This is a genomic window from Paenibacillus sp. FSL K6-0108, from assembly GCF_045040695.1.
GTDB classification, from domain to species: domain Bacteria; phylum Bacillota; class Bacilli; order Paenibacillales; family Paenibacillaceae; genus Paenibacillus; species Paenibacillus pabuli_B.
Window position 1 is genome coordinate 6,855,459 of sequence record NZ_CP150288.1, and the last position, 17,167, is coordinate 6,872,625.

The window sequence follows — 17,167 nt, forward strand, 5'->3', positions numbered from 1 at the left end:
TTTCCGTTCCCTCCACTTACTTCCGTGCTGCAAGGTCAACCTCAACATGACAAAGTCAAAACCTCATATAAAAGGGTTTTTAATTTTTAATTTTGTATGAAAAACATATTTTCGGTTAACACTAGTTATATCCTTCATGACTGCAGTAGTGAAGGTTGAGATAAGGGGTCTCTCTTCGCGATGACGAATGTCTTTCGCAGGGGAGGCCTCTTTTGACGTCAAACGTCATCCATCATTATACTGTTTTCAACGCCAAAAAGAAAACTCCTGCCTGTGCAGGAGTTTTCGCATATCGCATATATCGTTTATCTACGGAGCGAACACCAGATCATATACATGTTCCCATGTACTCCACTGCAATACGGAACCGATATCCTGTTTGCCCAGTACCACGTAGCCAGCCACCAATCCGCCAGCGAGGGCAAGAACAAGCAGGACCGGAACCAAAAACCATCTCGCGATGCGCCATCCACTCTTCTTCTTGACTTTCGTCTTATCCGGCTTGCTGTTCTGCTGCTGTGTATCTGTCATCACATTCACCTTTTATGCTCTCATATTGTTGGCAAGACCCGCCATGGAATCACTGGATGTCAGCGCACGTGCCGCCAATTGGTAAGTCCGCTGTCCTTGCATCAGCAAAGCCATCTCCTGTGTCAAATCCACATTGGATTGCTCCAGGTAACCGGTACGAATCATGGCAGTGGCTTCACGTGTAGCTGCGTTGGCTCCAAATACATCATTCTCAGTCAGACCGGCACCCAGACCAAACAGGTTATCTGCATACTGCACAAGCCCCTCCGGGCGTTCGATATCTACGAGCTGCAGTTGGGCTCCAATTGTTGCATTAGCCGCATTTCCGCGACGGATCAACAGATTGCCTTTTTCATCAAAAGCTACTTTGCTGTTATTCGGTGCCGTAATGCGATTGCCCTGACGATCCAATGCAAAGTGGCCTTCGCCATTGACCAATACCATCATGTCTGGTGCATTGGGATTCGTTTTGGGTCTCGTGTCAGGGATAAAATGGAATGCACCCTGACGCGTCCACATTTTCTCACCATTTGCTTCTACGGCAAACATCGCATTACCTTCAATGGCCAGATCTGTTGGATTGCCTGTCTCATTGAACGAACCCTGAGACATATCCTTCGTCACATCAGCCAAACGCGCGCCAAATCCGAGGTTGTAACCCATCGGAGTCGAGCGTCCATCCAGCTTGTACTTGTCCGGCTGCTGCTGCACTCGGGTCAGCACATCCTCGAAAGCTGCTTGCTTACTCTTATAGCCTGCCGTATTCACGTTGGCAATATTATCGGAAATGACATCCAGACGCTGCTGTATTCCGGTCATGGAGACCATTGCACTAATCATGGAATTATTCATTCGGTGTTTACCCTCCCCTGGTTCTACCCTCCCAAACCCTCCCTGGTAGGGAGGGCCCCAGATGGCGCTGCCCTCTGGACTCCCGAAAACAGGCGGAGAGGGTGCGTGGGGTACGATCTTGCTAAGTGACGGTGGTGTGTGTGCGCCGCGACTGCCCAGCTAATATTTACGCCATGGTTCCCACATGGCTGAATATTAGCTGGGCACGCTCTTTGTGCGGCGGGTAGCTCCGCGTGGTCTCTCCCTGCTTTGCTTCGCAAAGGGCTGTCGAGACCGTCGCTGCGCTTGAGGTAATGCTCCGCAATCCTCGCATAAGCTCGGTTGCGTTTAGGCTTGCGCTCCGCGTGAACCTCTCTGCTTTGCTTCGCAAAGGGCGTTTGGCTCTCCGCTACACGGCTATATTATACGTTGGCGTTATACACGCCCAACTTCATTGACGGCTTTATCCAGACTGCGGTCGTAGAATTGTACGACCTTCTGGTTCGCTTCATATGCACGGAATGCTGCGTTCATATCTACAGTTGCCTGTGAAGCATCCACATTCGAACCTTCCAGGTAGCCCTGACGGATTTGCACATTATCACCTGCAGCCAGCATACGAGCCGTTGCTCCGTTCTGATCATTCAGGCTGAAATTACCATCGCCTTGGCGTACCAGTTGGTTGGGCTGATCGATGACACTGATTCCCAATGTAACACCTGTCGGTGCGCCAGTCTCTGCATTGACAAGACGTCCTTGATCATCCACTTTAAATTGGTCGACCGAGCCTGTCAACACAACAGGTCGTCCATTATTATCCAGAACCTGTGAACCTGTTGAACTGAGCAGCTGTCCAGTTCCTGTAACCTCGAAGTGGCCATCACGTGTATATCTTGTGTTGCCCGCTGCATCCTGTACTGTAAAATACGCCTGAGGCTGGTAGGTTACCGTGCCATCAGCCCGTACAAATTTGCCCGAGCCGTCAAATGGGACAGGTTGTCCTGTCTGTGGATCATTCACGGCCAGATTGGACGAAATGGCAAAATCACTCTTTTGCCCAGTTTCCATAATGGTTCCCTGCAAATTCATGGACAAACTTTCCTCTGCGAACACACCTGTGTTCAGCTTGCCCAGCCGCTTCGTTGGAACATTGGCATCTCCGCCTACCAAAGTAATGAGCATTTCCGGGAAAGAACGGCTTACGCTGTTCACTTGTTTATATCCCGTTGTGTTCATATTTACGATATTCTGTGTTGCAGTGTCATGGCGGCGTTGCTGCGTAATCATTCCCGCGGTAGCGGTGTACAGACCTCTTAACATGTATTAACCCCTCTCCTCAAGCGCTTGTCCTGCATTGCAGGATGGCTGCTTGTCCGTTCTGCTTCCCGAGCTTGGGCGAACCTTTGCTTTTTATATCGGCAGATTAGAACTTTTTCTTAACTACCTGGTCCAAATTATTCAGCATAATGCCTGTTCCCTTCACGACACAATGCATCGGATCCTCTGCAACCCATACCGGTACATGCAGTTCATTGGACAACAGTTCGTCCAGTCCGTTCAGCAAAGCGCCTCCCCCTGTCAACACGACACCTCGATCAATAATGTCCGCCGACAATTCCGGTGGCGTCCGCTCCAATACCGACTTGGCTGCAACGATGATGGATTGCACGGAATCCCATAGCGCCTCCTGCACTTCATTCCCCGACACCGTTACGGTAACAGGCAGACCGGATACCATATCCCGACCACGAATGTCCATCTCCGTCTGACGCCCGCCCGGATGCACGGAACCAATCGCAATCTTGAGATCTTCGGCTGTACGTTCACCAATCATGAGCTTGTATTTGGCTTTGATAAACTTGATAATTGCTTCGTCGAACTTGTCCCCTGCGACTTTAATAGAAGAGGCGGTGACTACGTCGCCCATAGACAGGACTGCAACGTCAGTCGTTCCGCCGCCGATATCCACGACCATATTGCCGCTCGGCTGAAAAATATCCATTCCCGCACCGATCGCTGCCGCTTTCGGCTCTTCTTCCAGAAATACTTCTTTGGCACCGCTGCGCTCAGCAGCTTCACGGATAGCCTTCTGCTCCACGGAAGTAATGTTGGTTGGTGCACAGATCAGAATACGCGGGTGGCTGTACCAGCTTCTTGCCCCCACACGATTAATGAAATGTCTAAGCATTGCTTCCGTAATCTCGAAGTCCGCAATAACACCGTCACGCAGCGGTCTAATGGCAACAATGTTACCTGGAGTACGCCCCACCATACGACGCGCTTCTTCCCCAACAGCAAGGACCCGCTTCGTATCGCTTTCAATGGTCACGACGGAAGGTTCATCGAGGACAACCCCACTTCCTTTCACGTGAATAAGCACGTTCGCCGTGCCAAGATCAATACCGATATCCTTGCTAAACATAAAAGAGCCCCCAAAGTGATATTATTTGGTCAGCGTATCCTGTGAAAAAGAGTCCCTTATCACGTCACCGCTCGTTCGACAAAGTGCAACATATATATGTAAAAATCGGGCTGATAAGATGTCATAATTCGATCCTGTACCAGCTTTTAACATATCATACTTCAGGGGAGGGATTCAATGCATGTGTGAGCTTTTTGGCCTACGTCTTTCCGCAGGTCCCTACGATTTAGCGGAAGCCAGCACCTCGCGTTTTTTACCACTTGTTTTTTTGTATTTAATTTTGGTCGCTTCACCGCCCCGCAAATGACGGATGGACTTGTGATACTCCAGAATGTGTTTCACCTGGTCAGCAAGATCAGGGTTAATTTCCGGCAGACGCTCCGTCAGATCCTTATGCACAGTACTCTTTGACACGCCGAATTCCTTGGCTATGGTACGGACCGTATTCCTCGTCTCTACAATGCAGCGACCAATTTTGATGGTCCGTTCCTTGATGTAATCGTGCACGCTCCCGCCTCCCTACTGTGTGGATAGTTTGGTACATTATATGAGGAGCATGCCTATATATTCGCGGTTTAAAGGTGTGACAAGCTTCGAAGGTCCCATTATTTTCTGAAAAGCACAAAAAGAGCAGAGGAGATTTCCCTCTGCCCGTCATGTTGCTGCGGTAAAAATCATTTATTTTTCCGGAAGATATCCTTGCGGGTTAACCGGTTGTCCGTCTTCGTAAACTTCAAAGTGAAGGTGGTTGCCCAGCGTTTTTTCAAGTTCGTTAACGCCAGCTGATGCAATTGCATCTCCTTGCTTCACTTCATCATCCTGTTTTACTTTAACGTCAGCCAGACTTTGGTATACGGTTTTGAGGTTATCACTATGTGTGATTTCCACAACCTGACCTGTCAGCGGGTTTTGTTCAACGCGGGTCACTTTGCCGCCGAGGGCTGCTTTGACTTCGAACGTTTTGTTATCACCGCGTGCCAAGTCTACACCCGTGTTCGGAATAAATGTGTCATTGTACTGCACCATCGCTGCTTCATGTTCCTCGGTTGAAGCTTCGTTGTCATAGAAAGGTTTGACTACCGAAATTTCGGACGGCACCGCTACCGGCCATACAAAATTCTCCGACTTTGCAACAACTTCCACACTTTCCTGTTCTCCGTTAACCGCTGTTCCTTCTGTACCCGCCGATGCACCTGTTTCTACTACCCCGTTAGCAGGGTCCGAGTTCAGCGTTTTGTCGCCTGTGCCCTGATAGACCCACACTAAGGTTAGTATAATGCCTGCTGCTGCGATGTAGGCTGCCGGGAAGACCCAGCGTTTGGACATTGCTCTTTTCCATGAAGAGGGCTGGCTAGCCGGTACTCCTTGAGTTGTTTTAGGAGTTTCTTCTTGGACTGTTTTCTTGTTTTGTTCATTCATCTTGATCACCTCAGTAACAAGTGTTACCGGGTGCAACTCTTTTATACACGCGCGACTCTAATTATTTTCACGGAACTTTCAAAGAGTGCTATATATGCGGGGGATGTGCTTAGTGTGTGCGCCGCTTCGGGGCCAGAAAACCTTTCGACCGGCTGTTACTCCCAGATTTCTTCTATCACCTTCTTCAAAGGTGAAATCCGGGAGTAAAGGCGGACGCTTACGCTTCTACAGGCCTTTTCTGTCCCCTGCGCTCCCCATACGCTAGCACTCTATGGCATATATAGCCGAATCTCGAAAGCTCCCGAATGGGGGATGGTAGTAAAGCCTGGATTGGCTGTAGATGCCAATCCTTCTATGAAGTGCATTTATCGGCTGAGAGCGAAATGATGTAGGATGTGACTAGAAAATGCAGATTTAAGGTGCTCTATGCTCGTTAAAGCGAGATGTGAGATTAGAGATTGGCGATGCACGCCACTAATGACTGTTCCATCTATCATCATGATTGATTAGATAATGAAATATTCACACACGCATTTATATCCATTCGAGTTAATTCCCATTTATCCATAAGTACTTATCTCCCCTACTACTTCGATGCCAGCATCTTGGATGCCTGTCCAAAGGAGATACCGGTATAGTAGTGTTTGAGAATCTGGGTTGCGGTGTGACCCTCTTGTGCCATGCCGTTGGCTCCCCACTGGCTCATGCCGACTCCGTGACCGTATCCATACGTTGTAATCTGAACCTCATCTCCATCAGTCTTCCAGCTGAACTGGCTGGATCTCAGCCCAAGCAGCTTTCGAACCTCCGGCCCACTAAACGTTTTACCAGCAATCTGCATCTCCTTGATTCGATGGCCTTGTGTAGTTGACAATACTTCCATCCAGCCACCGCTCTGCTGCGCACTTACAGGGATGGCATTCGCCCCCAGATTCAACTTTTGGAGAATCTCACTGCGTTTCAACGTGATGGTTTCCTTAAAGCCCGGAGCCAGACTTTTGTCCCAGGGGCTATCTACACTTTTCAGATAAGGAACCGCGTTCCCCCATACATCCTCAGCATTCTCCGTATATCCATTACTTGTAGAGAAAAAGGATGCGGTAATCGCTTTGCCTTGATATGTCATGACGGCATCCTTGCTTTCGCGGACAGCCTGCTGCAGCTTCTCCCATTCCTTCGCTTTCCCCAGACGCGTCCAGTCCGCTTTTACTTGTTCCGGTGGTATAAATACCTGATGACTTACCGTATCCGTTACATCGGCTTCTCCTGAAGGTATGCCACTTGTATCGTTGGCTGCCAGTCTCCTTACAATAAATGTCCTTGCAGCAATGGCTTGTGCTTTCAGGGCCTCCAATCTGAACTCAGCCGGCATTTCGGCAGCAACTACTCCGGTAACATAATCTTCAAGGGGAAGATTCATCGTTGTACCGCTTGCAGACAGGTACACCCTTACTTGAGGTTCAGGGTAGGTAACAGGTACAGCTGGAGAAGGTGCAGGGGTCGTTACACTGCCTGTACCTGGAGGGACAGGGATCGGTTTGACAGGATCATCCGTACGCGGCCAGACCAGAATGGCTGGGATCAGCAAGGCAAGCGCCAGTACTGAGGATACAGCCGCTGCAGGCTGCCAACGAGTGCTCTTCTTGCCCCATCTGCGCCCTCGGCCGAACGTACGCATTCGGCGGCGCTTCACACGACGAAACTGGTCTAATTCAATGACAGGTATGTGTATACGTGCCGCAGTGCTTTGAGCTGACTCCTGATTGGAGCCAGGCCGTCCAGGAGATGTTCTTATGGGTTCATCTGGAACAGTTCTAATGTTCGTTGAAGATAGCTTGTCTTTTTCCACACCAAAACCAGTGACCTCTTCTGGCTCCTTCACTAGTGGACGAGGGACAAGAGGTACCTTAACCTGCACACGGGCTTCTTTCATTTTAATATAACCCTCCGTTGTCCATGGCCGGTCAAGCGCCGGTCCTTTTGTTCAAATCCATAGTTTAGGGTATGAGCTTAGTGGATCTGATAGAACCTAATTTAAGAGAAACGAAGGCATTCATACTGGGGCGATCTCTACCTTGCTTCTGCTATGTATTAATGAAAAACGCTGATATGTCGCCGAGTCTACTCCATAAGGTGCCATCCCTCCCTCAAAAAGCATGCTCTTTCATTCTGTTCAGAATTGGTACAGAATACGCTGATATGCTATATAAGTTAGGACCAGCTATTAATAGAATCAGGTACTGATTCAGTAAATCGTTGAATACAAAAAAAGCCAAGCCAGATGGCTTAGCTTTTGATCTTGAATTACATGACAGCGTGCTCTTGTATCCGCAATTCACACTGATGTGCGTTTTATACTATAGAGCACCGTCCATTGTCCCATTCGAGGTTATGCCCAAGTCGGTTGTACTTTGAACAGCGGTACTTCTTCCCCGGCTTTTTCATTCGATGCTTTCACTGCATCCAGCTTAGGCTCTTCAACCGAAATACGATAAATATCGGCTCCAAGTCCGTTAAGCTTCTCAGCAAGATGGACGTAGCCACGGTCGATGTGATGAACACCGCCCACTTCCGTAGTACCTTCAGCAACAAGACCCGCGATAATAAGTGCGGCACCCGCACGCAAATCGGTAGCTGTTACTTTGGCACCCTTCAGCTTGGCATTGCCCGTGATGATGGACGAACGTCCCTCAACTTTGATCTCCGCATTCATCAACTGGAATTCATCCACATGCATGAAGCGATTTTCAAAAACAGTCTCTGTTACAACAGAGGTTCCCTCAGAGGCAAGCAGGAGCGCCATCATTTGGGATTGCATATCGGTAGGGAAACCTGGGTATGGTAATGTTTTCACATCCACTGCCTTGAGCGGACGATCCGCAATAACGCGAACGCCATTCTCATCAGGATGAATGGTTACACCCATCTCTTCCATCTTCGCAATAACAGAACCCAAATGGTCGGAAATTGCGCCTTCGATATACACATCACCACCGGAAATTGCAGCAGCAGCCATATAGGTACCTGCTTCAACCCGGTCAGGAATGACTGTATGCTTCACGCCAGATAGTTTCTCCACACCTTCGATGCGGATGACTCCTGTTCCGGCACCCCGTACTTTGGCGCCCATGCCGTTGAGGAAATTGGCCAGATCCACGATTTCCGGTTCTTTTGCCGCATTCTCCAGAACAGTTACCCCTTCAGCCAATGTTGCAGCCATCATAATATTTTGAGTGGCACCTACGGAAGCCACATCCAGATAAATTTTCGCGCCACGCAACCGCCCTTGGCTGCGAGCTTCTATATAGCCTTGGCCCAAGCTGATTTCAGCGCCCATGGCTTCAAAACCTTTCAAATGCTGATCAATAGGCCGTGTACCGATGGCACATCCACCAGGAAGCGAAATTCTTGTATGACCCATACGCGTCAACAATGGCCCCATGACCAGAAAAGACGCCCGCATTTTACTTACCCATTCATACGGTGCCTCACAGGAAGTAAGTTTCTCCGCATTTACGGTAATCACTTCGTCCCGGTATGTAACACCCGCTCCCAGCGATTCCAACACTTTGTTAATCGTCATCACATCGTCTAGAGGAGGCGCGTCAATAATAACGCTTTGTCCTTCTTCCCCTAAGAGAGAGGCAGCGATGATCGGAAGAACAGAATTTTTAGCGCCGCTAACTTTGACACTTCCGGTCAACCTTTTGCCACCGCGGACGATAAATTTGCTCATCATGGTTCCCTCCGCGCTTTTATTCCCTTTTCTTCATTCCGGAATACGTAAGCCCCTCTGTGAATAGAAAGGACTGTTGTTGTGTGTGGAATTTCGACATAACCTGGCAAATAATGCCCTTGATGTCTATTCAGAAAAGAATTGGTTTATGATCCATATCGATGATACCACGTACGCTGCATGATGCCCTCCGACTTGTAAATGTAACGCCTTACAGGCCAGCAAACATCTGAACAGACAGATTGGGATGATTATTAGCCGGATTTAACCGGATATCCCGTTTATAACCACAAAATAAATGAAAAATTGTGAATTCCCTAACTTCCATCATAACATTGTTGAATTGTACGATACAAGCATTTTTACATAAAACATCTCAAATCCATTCACTTTTACGTCACACTTTTTTCTTAATTCCTTTGCCGACAACTCATACTCTAATTGTTAACACAATTAATCGATGTTATTCGACATTGAACGGCTCGAAGAACCTAACAGATGATTAACCAACCGTCTCAACATTAAAACAAATGGCGCAACATTTGTGTCCATGACATATAGTCAATGACAAAGCCTGAGACAGCATGCCCCAGTATAATGGCCAACAGTAAATGTAACAGTCTTCCCTGTGCTCCTCTCGGCTGTCTGATGATTAAATCCAGCTTGAGATTCTGTAAAGCCCACCAAGACAACGCTATACATAAAAGAGAGACGATAATCGAAACTAAGCCATTCGTACTTAATGTCTGGTTCAACTGATTTGTCAGGTCAGTATCCATATATTCATTACCTCCACATTTGTTGCAGCGATCAGCATAATTATGCCTGGCACCCATAAACTTGTTAGAGCACTGGGATGATTTGAACACAACACACTGAGCTTACTGTCGGACTTACTCCTGCTGTGCAGGAAATCTGGTGCCCAATCACGGAGCAGCAACAATCTGGCTGTGAATGACAATGGAATTCATCTACGCAGCTTCCTGCATCTGCTGACTCTATGGAATATAGGCTCTTTCATCATACATTGTCAATTACATTGATTTCCACTTTGATATTATTTTAAATTCAAAATACCGGGATTTTGTGACTAAAACGACATAAAAGAGCGTTATTTCGATATCGATCCTGTCATTTCCTCGGAAATAATTTGGATTTCCGTCAGTAAAAATGGTTCCTCCAGTGGTCATATTCGCCACGACTTTAGTCCTACATTCTATTCAACTGCCCATAAACGGTGAATACAATTAACTTTATTTACCGTTAAATTAAGGGGTTCAACCGAAGAAAATGCTCAAAAATTCTACTGTAAATTGGGGAAAATAACGCTCTGAAAACTCAAAAAAGCCCGGCAGACAAAGCCGCCAGGCTCCAATGAATCGTTTATTTGCCGTATACATTGATCCGGTTAACCGCTTTTTGCAGAGCAATCTCTGCCCGGCGGTGATCAAAATGGTCCTGATTGCTTTGGCTGCTGAGACGGCGTTCTGCCCGCTCTTTCGCCGCACGCGCACGGTCCACATCGATATTTTCCGGGAATTCGGCACTTTCTGCGAGGACAACAACCTTATCTTTACGGACTTCGATAAACCCGCCGCCAATAGCGACCTGCTTGTTCTCTTTTCCGTTTTTGATAATAATCGGTGCGATCTGCAATGGTGTAACCATAGGGATGTGACCTGGCATAATACCCAGTTCCCCTTCAACACCGCGAACGATGATACTATCCACTTGCTCTGTAAATACCAAACGTTCAGGCGTTACAATTTCCAACAAAAAGGTGCTCAATTCCATCCCTCCTGAAACTATCCGATAGCTCGCTTCATAAGGACAATCCTGGATTCAGATTATACCAGTGTTTTGGCTTTTTCCACTGCCTCTTCAATTGTACCCACAAAGAGGAAAGCTGCTTCCGGAAGATCGTCGTGCTTGCCTTCGAGAATTTCTTTAAAGCTGCGCACCGTTTCTTTAACCGGAACGTATTTACCCGGAATACCGTTAAATTCTTCAGCAACGTGGAATGGCTGGGACAAGAAACGTTGAATTTTACGAGCACGGTAAACGAGCGCTCTGTCTTCCTCACTCAGCTCGTCCATACCCAGAATCGCAATAATATCCTGCAGTTCATTATAACGTGCCAAGATACGTTTAACGCCTTGAGCTACGTTGTAATGCTCTTCGCCTACAACTTCAGGGGACAAGATCCGGGAGCTGGATGCCAGCGGATCTACCGCAGGGTAGATACCCATCTCGGAAATTTTACGTTCCAGGTTCGTCGTTGCATCCAAGTGGGCAAACGTCGTTGCTGGAGCAGGGTCAGTATAGTCATCCGCAGGCACGTAGATGGCCTGGATGGATGTTACGGAACCTTTTTTGGTCGAAGTGATACGTTCTTGCAGTTGACCCATTTCCGTTGCCAGCGTTGGTTGGTAACCTACCGCGGAAGGCATACGTCCGAGCAAGGCAGATACTTCTGAACCTGCTTGGGTGAAACGGAAGATGTTATCGATAAAGAGCAACACGTCACGGCCTTCTTCATCACGGAAATATTCCGCCATAGTCAGACCTGTGAGGGCTACACGAAGACGTGCGCCTGGAGGCTCGTTCATTTGTCCGAAGACCATCGCTGTTTTGTTGATAACGCCGGAATCACTCATCTCGTGATACAAGTCATTACCTTCACGTGTACGCTCACCAACACCCGCGAATACGGAGATACCACCGTGTTCTTGTGCGATGTTGTTGATCAATTCCTGAATCGTTACGGTTTTACCTACACCGGCACCACCGAAGAGACCGATTTTACCACCTTTGGCGTAAGGAGCCAACAAGTCGATAACTTTGATTCCTGTCTCCAGCATTTCAGCCTGGGTAGTCAGTTCATCAAATGCAGGAGCCGAGCGGTGAATCGGATTTTTATGTGCAGCAGCTACAGTGCCGCCAGTATCAATGGCTTCGCCGAGTACGTTAAATACACGACCCAGTGTCGCTTCCCCAACAGGTACAGAGATTGGAGCTCCTGTATCTACGGCTTCCATACCACGAACGAGTCCGTCCGTGGAGGACATCGCGATACAACGTACCCGGTTGTCACCCAGATGTTTCGAAGCTTCGAGTGTCAGATTAACACTCACGCCGCTTTCGCTCACTGTAGTGATCGTAATGGCATTGAGGATTTCCGGCAGACCGCCGCGATCAAACTCGACGTCAACAACCGGACCCATGATGCTCACAACGCGTCCTTTGTTCATCTTAACGTTCCCCTCCTACAAGCCTGCTACTTTTGCAAAAATAATGTACCGTTCGTTTATCTTTGCTCTGCAAGCCTTCATTAATAAAAAACGGTTAGCTTTGTGCTGCGTTGGCACCTGCCACAATTTCCGTAATCTCCTGCGTAATCGCCGCTTGACGGGCACGGTTATAGGTCAATGACAAGTCATTAATGAGTTTGGATGCATTTTTGGTTGCATTACCCATGGCCGTCATTTTCGCGCCCAGCTCACTCGCTTTACCGTTCAGAAGTGCACCATAGATCAGCGTTTCCGCATAACGCGGAAGCAAAACCTCCAGTACAGCTTCAGGAGACGGCTCATACTCGTAGCTTGCAGTCGGTCCTTCTGCAGCAGTTACCTCAGGTGTTTCCATTGGTAGAAGTTTTTCCACCGTAGGAATCTGGGTCAACGCATTCACAAAGCGGTTATAACAAATGTACAACTCATCAAATTTACCCAATTCAAATCCTTGCACAGCTTCGTGTGCAATGGATTTGATATCTGCAAATGATGGCGAATCGGAAAGATCCGTTATCGTGGATGTCATCGCCATTTCACGCCGTTTAAAATAATCGCGTCCCTTACGTCCAATGACGAACAATTCGTAGTCATTCTGAGAGTTGTGTTTTTCTTTGAGTGTCAGGTTCACCTGACGCAAAATATTCGCATTGTAACCACCCGCAAGACCGCGGTCCGATGTAATAACCAGATAAGCTGTCTTTTTGACCGGACGACTTTCCAGCATCGGATGCTGAACTCCTTGCGTGCTTTTTGCAATACTTGCCACAACTTCTTTCAGCTTCTCCGAATAAGGACGAGCTGCTTCCGCTTTTTCCTGCGCTTTACGCAGTTTTGCGGCAGCTACCATCTCCATTGCTTTGGTGATCTGCTTGGTGCTTTGTACGCTTTTAATTTGCCGCTTTATTTCGCGCATGCCTTTTGCCATGATTTCACCACCTTCAAGTTTTGACGTAGTCAAAACTACTTCGTAAGCCCAAACTTAATCTTTGGCGGAGCCAAAGTTACTTCGTAAGCATCAACACAGTTTTGACGTAGTCAAAACTACTTCGTAAGCACATTGAAACTTTGATAGATCAAAGTTTTACATGCAGACATGCGGAATCGGTTAAACAACTCCGCAGCTGCAATCATCTATTTAGACAGAGACGGCGAAGCTCTTTCTGAACTTCTCGATTGCACCTTTCAGTGCATTTTCATTGTCTGCAGTCAATTCTTTTGTATCACGGATGGACCCTAGAATTTCCGGATGGCTGCTCTCCATGAACGCGAGGAACTCACGCTCGAAACGAGTAACATCACCTGTAGGAATCTCATCCAGGAAACCTTTAACCGCTGTGTACAAGCTGACTACCTGTTGTTCTACAGGCAGAGGCTGGTTAACACCTTGCTTCAGGATTTCCATCATACGCGCACCACGATTCAGGCGGGCCTGAGTCGCTTTATCCAGATCGGAACCGAACTGGGAGAACGCTTGAAGCTCACGATATTGAGCAAGGTCGAGACGCAGGGAACCTGCAACCTTTTTCATTGCTTTGATCTGAGCAGAACCACCGACACGGGATACGGAGATACCTACGTTGATCGCCGGGCGTTGTCCAGCATTGAACAAGTCAGCTTCCAAGAAGATTTGTCCGTCCGTAATGGAGATTACGTTCGTCGGAATGTAAGCAGATACGTCGGAAGCTTGTGTTTCAATGAACGGCAGTGCGGTTAAAGAACCACCACCAAGCTCATCATTCAGCTTCGCTGCGCGCTCCAGCAAACGGGAGTGCAGGTAGAAGACGTCACCCGGATAAGCCTCACGGCCCGGTGGACGGCGAAGCAGCAAGGAAAGCTCACGGTATGCTGCCGCTTGTTTGGTCAAGTCATCATAGATGACCAGTACGTGCTCACCTTTGTACATAAAGTACTCACCCATGGAACAACCGGAGTACGGTGCAATGTACAACAGTGGTGATGGGTCGGATGCTGCCGCAGTTACAACGATTGTGTATTCCATTGCGCCTTTACGACGAAGGGTTTCCACAACTTGAGCAACTGTAGACTGTTTTTGACCGATAGCAACATAGATACATTTCATGCCGCTGCCTTTTTGGTTCAGGATGGTATCGATCGCGATCGATGTTTTACCTGTTTGACGGTCACCGATGATCAACTCACGTTGACCACGACCGATTGGAACCATTGCATCAATCGCTTTGATCCCTGTTTGCATCGGCTCATGAACCGATTTACGATCCATTACGCCTGGTGCTTTACCTTCAACCGGACGGAATTCTGTTGTAGCGATTGGCCCTTTGCCATCAACAGGAATACCGAGCGGATTCACAACGCGTCCAATCAATGCTTCGCCAACTGGCACTTGCATGATTTGACCGGTACGTTTTACTTGGTCGCCTTCACGGATGTCCGAGTAAGGTCCCAGGATAACGACACCGACGTTGCTTTCTTCCACGTTCATGGCGAGACCCATAACACCGCTTGGGAATTCAACCAACTCGTTGGACATGACATTCTCAAGTCCGTAGACACGAGCGATACCGTCACCAACCTCAATAACCGTCCCGACTTCGACTACATCGATATCGTTCTTGTATTGTTCGATCTGGCTCTTAATTAATGTACTGATTTCTTCTGGTTTGATACTCAAGTGTCCTCACCCCAATCTACTGTACTCGTCTGTTAAAAGACTGCTCAAGACGTTCGAGCTTGCCAGCCAAGCTGCCGTCATAGATCGTATCGCCAATGGCAACTTTCAATCCGCCCAGCAAAGTCGGATCGACAATGTTCTCGATACGGATCTTTTTATTTACACGGCCACCGAATTCACGGGCTACCGCTTCTTGTTCTTCATCATTCAAAGCATAAGTCGAGTACACGCGCGCATCGGCTATGCCGAGCGATTCGCCCTCGATCTTCACATAATCATTCAGCAGAGCTTCCAGCAGTTCAACGCGTCCACGCTCAATCAAAAGCAAAACGGTTTTCAGAACAGGTTCAGACACCTTGCCGTCAAGACTTGTGCGAAGTACGTTCTGTTTGGCCTCTTCAGAGATGTTGGGTGACTCGATAAATTTACCGATTTCCGCATCACCTGTGATGGCAGTTACAACAGTACGCAGCTCTTGTTCGACTTCAAGCACCTGCTTCTGTCCAAGAGCAACTTCAAACAATGCTTTCGCATAACGCTTAGCAACAATCGTATCGCGGCTCATTGTCGGCCTCCTACCTCATTGAGGTATTGGTTCACAAGCTCCTCTTGTGCAGGACCGTTCTCAACTTCTTTTTTGATCAACTTGGATGCGATTTGAACGGAAGCTGTACCCAGTTCGCTGCGAAGCGCTGCAACCGCTTTGTTTTTCTCGCTCTCAATCTCACGCACAGCATCGTCTTTCAAACGATTTGCTTCTGCTTTTGCATCTGCCAGAATCGTTTCAGCCTGTTTGCCGCCCGTTTGTTTGGATTGTTCAATGATGTCATAAGCATCTTTACGCGCTTTTTCAAGAGCCTGCTTCTGTTCCTCAACATAGGCAATAGCCTGATCCCGCGTTTGGGCAGCCTCATTCATTTGCGCCAATACGAGCTCACGACGTTTTTCCATAATGGAGAAAAGTGGACCAAATGCATAACGGCTAAGCAGCCAATATAAAATACCAAATGCTATAATCGCCAGAACTGTATTTTCCCATACGAAATTCAATCTGTTCACTCCTTCCTGAAGGTATCCTCAGGCCGCAACTCCGCGTTTACGGACGCTACCTAAAAAGAAGGCGCGGATGGCTGTGGCCTTCCCCGCCAAACCTGCACTGATTTTATTAAGCCGCTCCGTAGAAAATGAACGCGAGTACCACACCGATGATCGGCAATACCTCGATCAAACCTACACCGATAAACATTGTTGTTTGAAGAGTGGATTTTGCTTCCGGTTGACGTGCAATACCTTCCACCGTTTTGCTGATTACCAAACCGTTACCGATACCTGCGCCAAGTGCGCCCAATCCTGCAACAATTGCTGCTGCCAATAATGCCATTGCTCCCATTTGTATATCCTCCTTAGAATGTTCGTTCAAATTTTATAGTTCAGCCCTACAGGATTAACCGTAATGGACTTGAATCTTAATGCTCCTCGTGCGACTCGACGGTTTGTGATATGTATACCATCATCAAAACCGTAAATACGAATGCCTGTATGGCTCCGATGAAAATACTGAAACCCTGCCACGCCGTCAACAGCGGAATTGCTGCAATTGCGCCAATCCATTTGAATGCGGTAAGCTTCATAATCGTGGAGATTAGAACCTCACCGGCAAAGATGTTGGCGAACAAACGCATACCGTGTGTCAACAATTTGGATGCCGTCTCCACAATGTTGATTGGGAAGAACAGCCAGTGTGGTTGGAAATAATGCTTGAGATACGTTTTGGTGTTACGGAAAAGTCCCAATCCATGCGCGATAGCAAATGCAATCAACGCAAGACCCATGGTTACCGAAAGGTCAGCCGTAGGTGATTTCCACCAGGCAACTTCGATATGTGGATGAGCTTCAGGATCCTTCTCGTGAGCTTCATGGAACGCTTCTTGAACCGAGACGATCGGCTTGCCAAAGATTTCAGCTTGGCTTGCATCCGTAGCCCCAGTTACTACGCCCAAAGGGAGACCCAACATGTTTCCCACAAAGATAAACATAATCATTGTGGTTGCCAAGGTAAGGAAATGCTGCCCCTTCTTCATGTCCATTGTACTCGAGATCAGGTTGCGTACAAACTCAATCGCCCACTCCAGGAAGTTTTGCATTTTGCCCGGATTTTCTACCGACAAGTTCCGCGTAGCCAGTTTTGCAACAATAAATACAATGGCGGATGTTACGATCAGCATCAGCAGAACAGACAAATCCAGATGGAACCCACCCAGGTTAATTATCGGAGATTCATGCAT

17 protein-coding genes are annotated in these 17,167 nt (G+C 47.9%); all 17 read right to left on the bottom strand.

All coding sequences use genetic code 11. The annotated features are described in order from the left end of the window. Positions 1 to 309: 309 nt before the first annotated feature. The 17 genes from MHB49_RS31195 to atpB all read right to left on the bottom strand — a co-directional run bounded on the left by MHB49_RS31195 (position 310) and on the right by atpB (position 17,167). A complete protein-coding gene (locus MHB49_RS31195; protein WP_301880107.1) occupies positions 310 to 531 on the bottom strand; it encodes a DNA-directed RNA polymerase subunit beta in 222 nt (73 codons plus the stop codon). Between the two features lie 12 nt (positions 532 to 543). After that, positions 544 to 1,383 carry a flagellar hook-basal body protein gene (locus tag MHB49_RS31200; RefSeq protein ID WP_405154167.1) on the bottom strand — a complete coding sequence of 280 codons (840 nt, stop codon included), beginning with the start codon at positions 1,381 to 1,383 and terminating at the stop codon, positions 544 to 546. 414 nt (positions 1,384 to 1,797) lie between these two features. Then, positions 1,798 to 2,682: a flagellar hook-basal body protein gene (locus tag MHB49_RS31205; protein ID WP_405154168.1), complete on the bottom strand. Its 885-nt coding sequence runs from the start codon at positions 2,680 to 2,682 to the stop codon at positions 1,798 to 1,800. A gap of 103 nt (positions 2,683 to 2,785) precedes the next feature. Next, positions 2,786 to 3,784: a rod shape-determining protein gene (locus MHB49_RS31210; protein ID WP_076287598.1), complete on the bottom strand. Its 999-nt coding sequence runs from the start codon at positions 3,782 to 3,784 to the stop codon at positions 2,786 to 2,788. A 219-nt stretch (positions 3,785 to 4,003) separates the two neighbouring features. Then, a complete protein-coding gene (gene spoIIID, locus MHB49_RS31215; protein ID WP_024632710.1) occupies positions 4,004 to 4,291 on the bottom strand; it encodes a sporulation transcriptional regulator SpoIIID in 288 nt (95 codons plus the stop codon). Between the two features lie 171 nt (positions 4,292 to 4,462). Continuing rightward, on the bottom strand, positions 4,463 to 5,203 hold the full coding sequence (locus MHB49_RS31220; RefSeq protein ID WP_110000743.1) for a M23 family metallopeptidase: 741 nt from the start codon (positions 5,201 to 5,203) through the stop codon (positions 4,463 to 4,465). A 586-nt stretch (positions 5,204 to 5,789) separates the two neighbouring features. Continuing rightward, on the bottom strand, positions 5,790 to 7,136 hold the full coding sequence (spoIID, locus tag MHB49_RS31225) for a stage II sporulation protein D (protein ID WP_405154169.1): 1,347 nt from the start codon (positions 7,134 to 7,136) through the stop codon (positions 5,790 to 5,792). A 456-nt stretch (positions 7,137 to 7,592) separates the two neighbouring features. After that, positions 7,593 to 8,939, bottom strand: a complete 1,347-nt coding sequence (gene murA / locus MHB49_RS31230; RefSeq protein ID WP_405157278.1) for a UDP-N-acetylglucosamine 1-carboxyvinyltransferase — start codon at positions 8,937 to 8,939, stop codon at positions 7,593 to 7,595. A 521-nt stretch (positions 8,940 to 9,460) separates the two neighbouring features. Beyond that, on the bottom strand, positions 9,461 to 9,718 hold the full coding sequence (locus MHB49_RS31235; protein WP_163758062.1) for a DUF1146 family protein: 258 nt from the start codon (positions 9,716 to 9,718) through the stop codon (positions 9,461 to 9,463). Positions 9,719 to 10,322: 604 nt separating this feature from the next. After that, positions 10,323 to 10,727, bottom strand: a complete 405-nt coding sequence (locus MHB49_RS31240) for a F0F1 ATP synthase subunit epsilon (RefSeq protein WP_405154170.1) — start codon at positions 10,725 to 10,727, stop codon at positions 10,323 to 10,325. A 59-nt stretch (positions 10,728 to 10,786) separates the two neighbouring features. Further along, the gene (atpD, locus tag MHB49_RS31245) at positions 10,787 to 12,190 is read right to left on the bottom strand and encodes a F0F1 ATP synthase subunit beta (RefSeq protein ID WP_247899618.1); all 1,404 of its coding nucleotides are present in this window, start codon (positions 12,188 to 12,190) and stop codon (positions 10,787 to 10,789) included. 94 nt (positions 12,191 to 12,284) lie between these two features. After that, a complete protein-coding gene (gene atpG / locus MHB49_RS31250; RefSeq protein ID WP_247899619.1) occupies positions 12,285 to 13,157 on the bottom strand; it encodes an ATP synthase F1 subunit gamma in 873 nt (290 codons plus the stop codon). A 210-nt stretch (positions 13,158 to 13,367) separates the two neighbouring features. After that, the gene (atpA, locus tag MHB49_RS31255; protein ID WP_247899620.1) at positions 13,368 to 14,882 is read right to left on the bottom strand and encodes a F0F1 ATP synthase subunit alpha; all 1,515 of its coding nucleotides are present in this window, start codon (positions 14,880 to 14,882) and stop codon (positions 13,368 to 13,370) included. Between the two features lie 16 nt (positions 14,883 to 14,898). Then, positions 14,899 to 15,447 (bottom strand): F0F1 ATP synthase subunit delta, encoded by a 549-nt coding sequence (locus tag MHB49_RS31260; RefSeq protein WP_247899621.1) that lies wholly within the window; start codon positions 15,445 to 15,447, stop codon positions 14,899 to 14,901. Continuing rightward, positions 15,444 to 15,932: a F0F1 ATP synthase subunit B gene (gene atpF / locus MHB49_RS31265; RefSeq protein WP_063568355.1), complete on the bottom strand. Its 489-nt coding sequence runs from the start codon at positions 15,930 to 15,932 to the stop codon at positions 15,444 to 15,446. The genes MHB49_RS31260 and atpF overlap by 4 nt, the downstream gene beginning before the upstream one ends. A 115-nt stretch (positions 15,933 to 16,047) precedes the next feature. Then, positions 16,048 to 16,272: a F0F1 ATP synthase subunit C gene (atpE, locus tag MHB49_RS31270; RefSeq protein ID WP_090903513.1), complete on the bottom strand. Its 225-nt coding sequence runs from the start codon at positions 16,270 to 16,272 to the stop codon at positions 16,048 to 16,050. Positions 16,273 to 16,348: 76 nt separating this feature from the next. After that, on the bottom strand, positions 16,349 to 17,167 hold the full coding sequence (gene atpB, locus MHB49_RS31275; protein ID WP_090903512.1) for a F0F1 ATP synthase subunit A: 819 nt from the start codon (positions 17,165 to 17,167) through the stop codon (positions 16,349 to 16,351).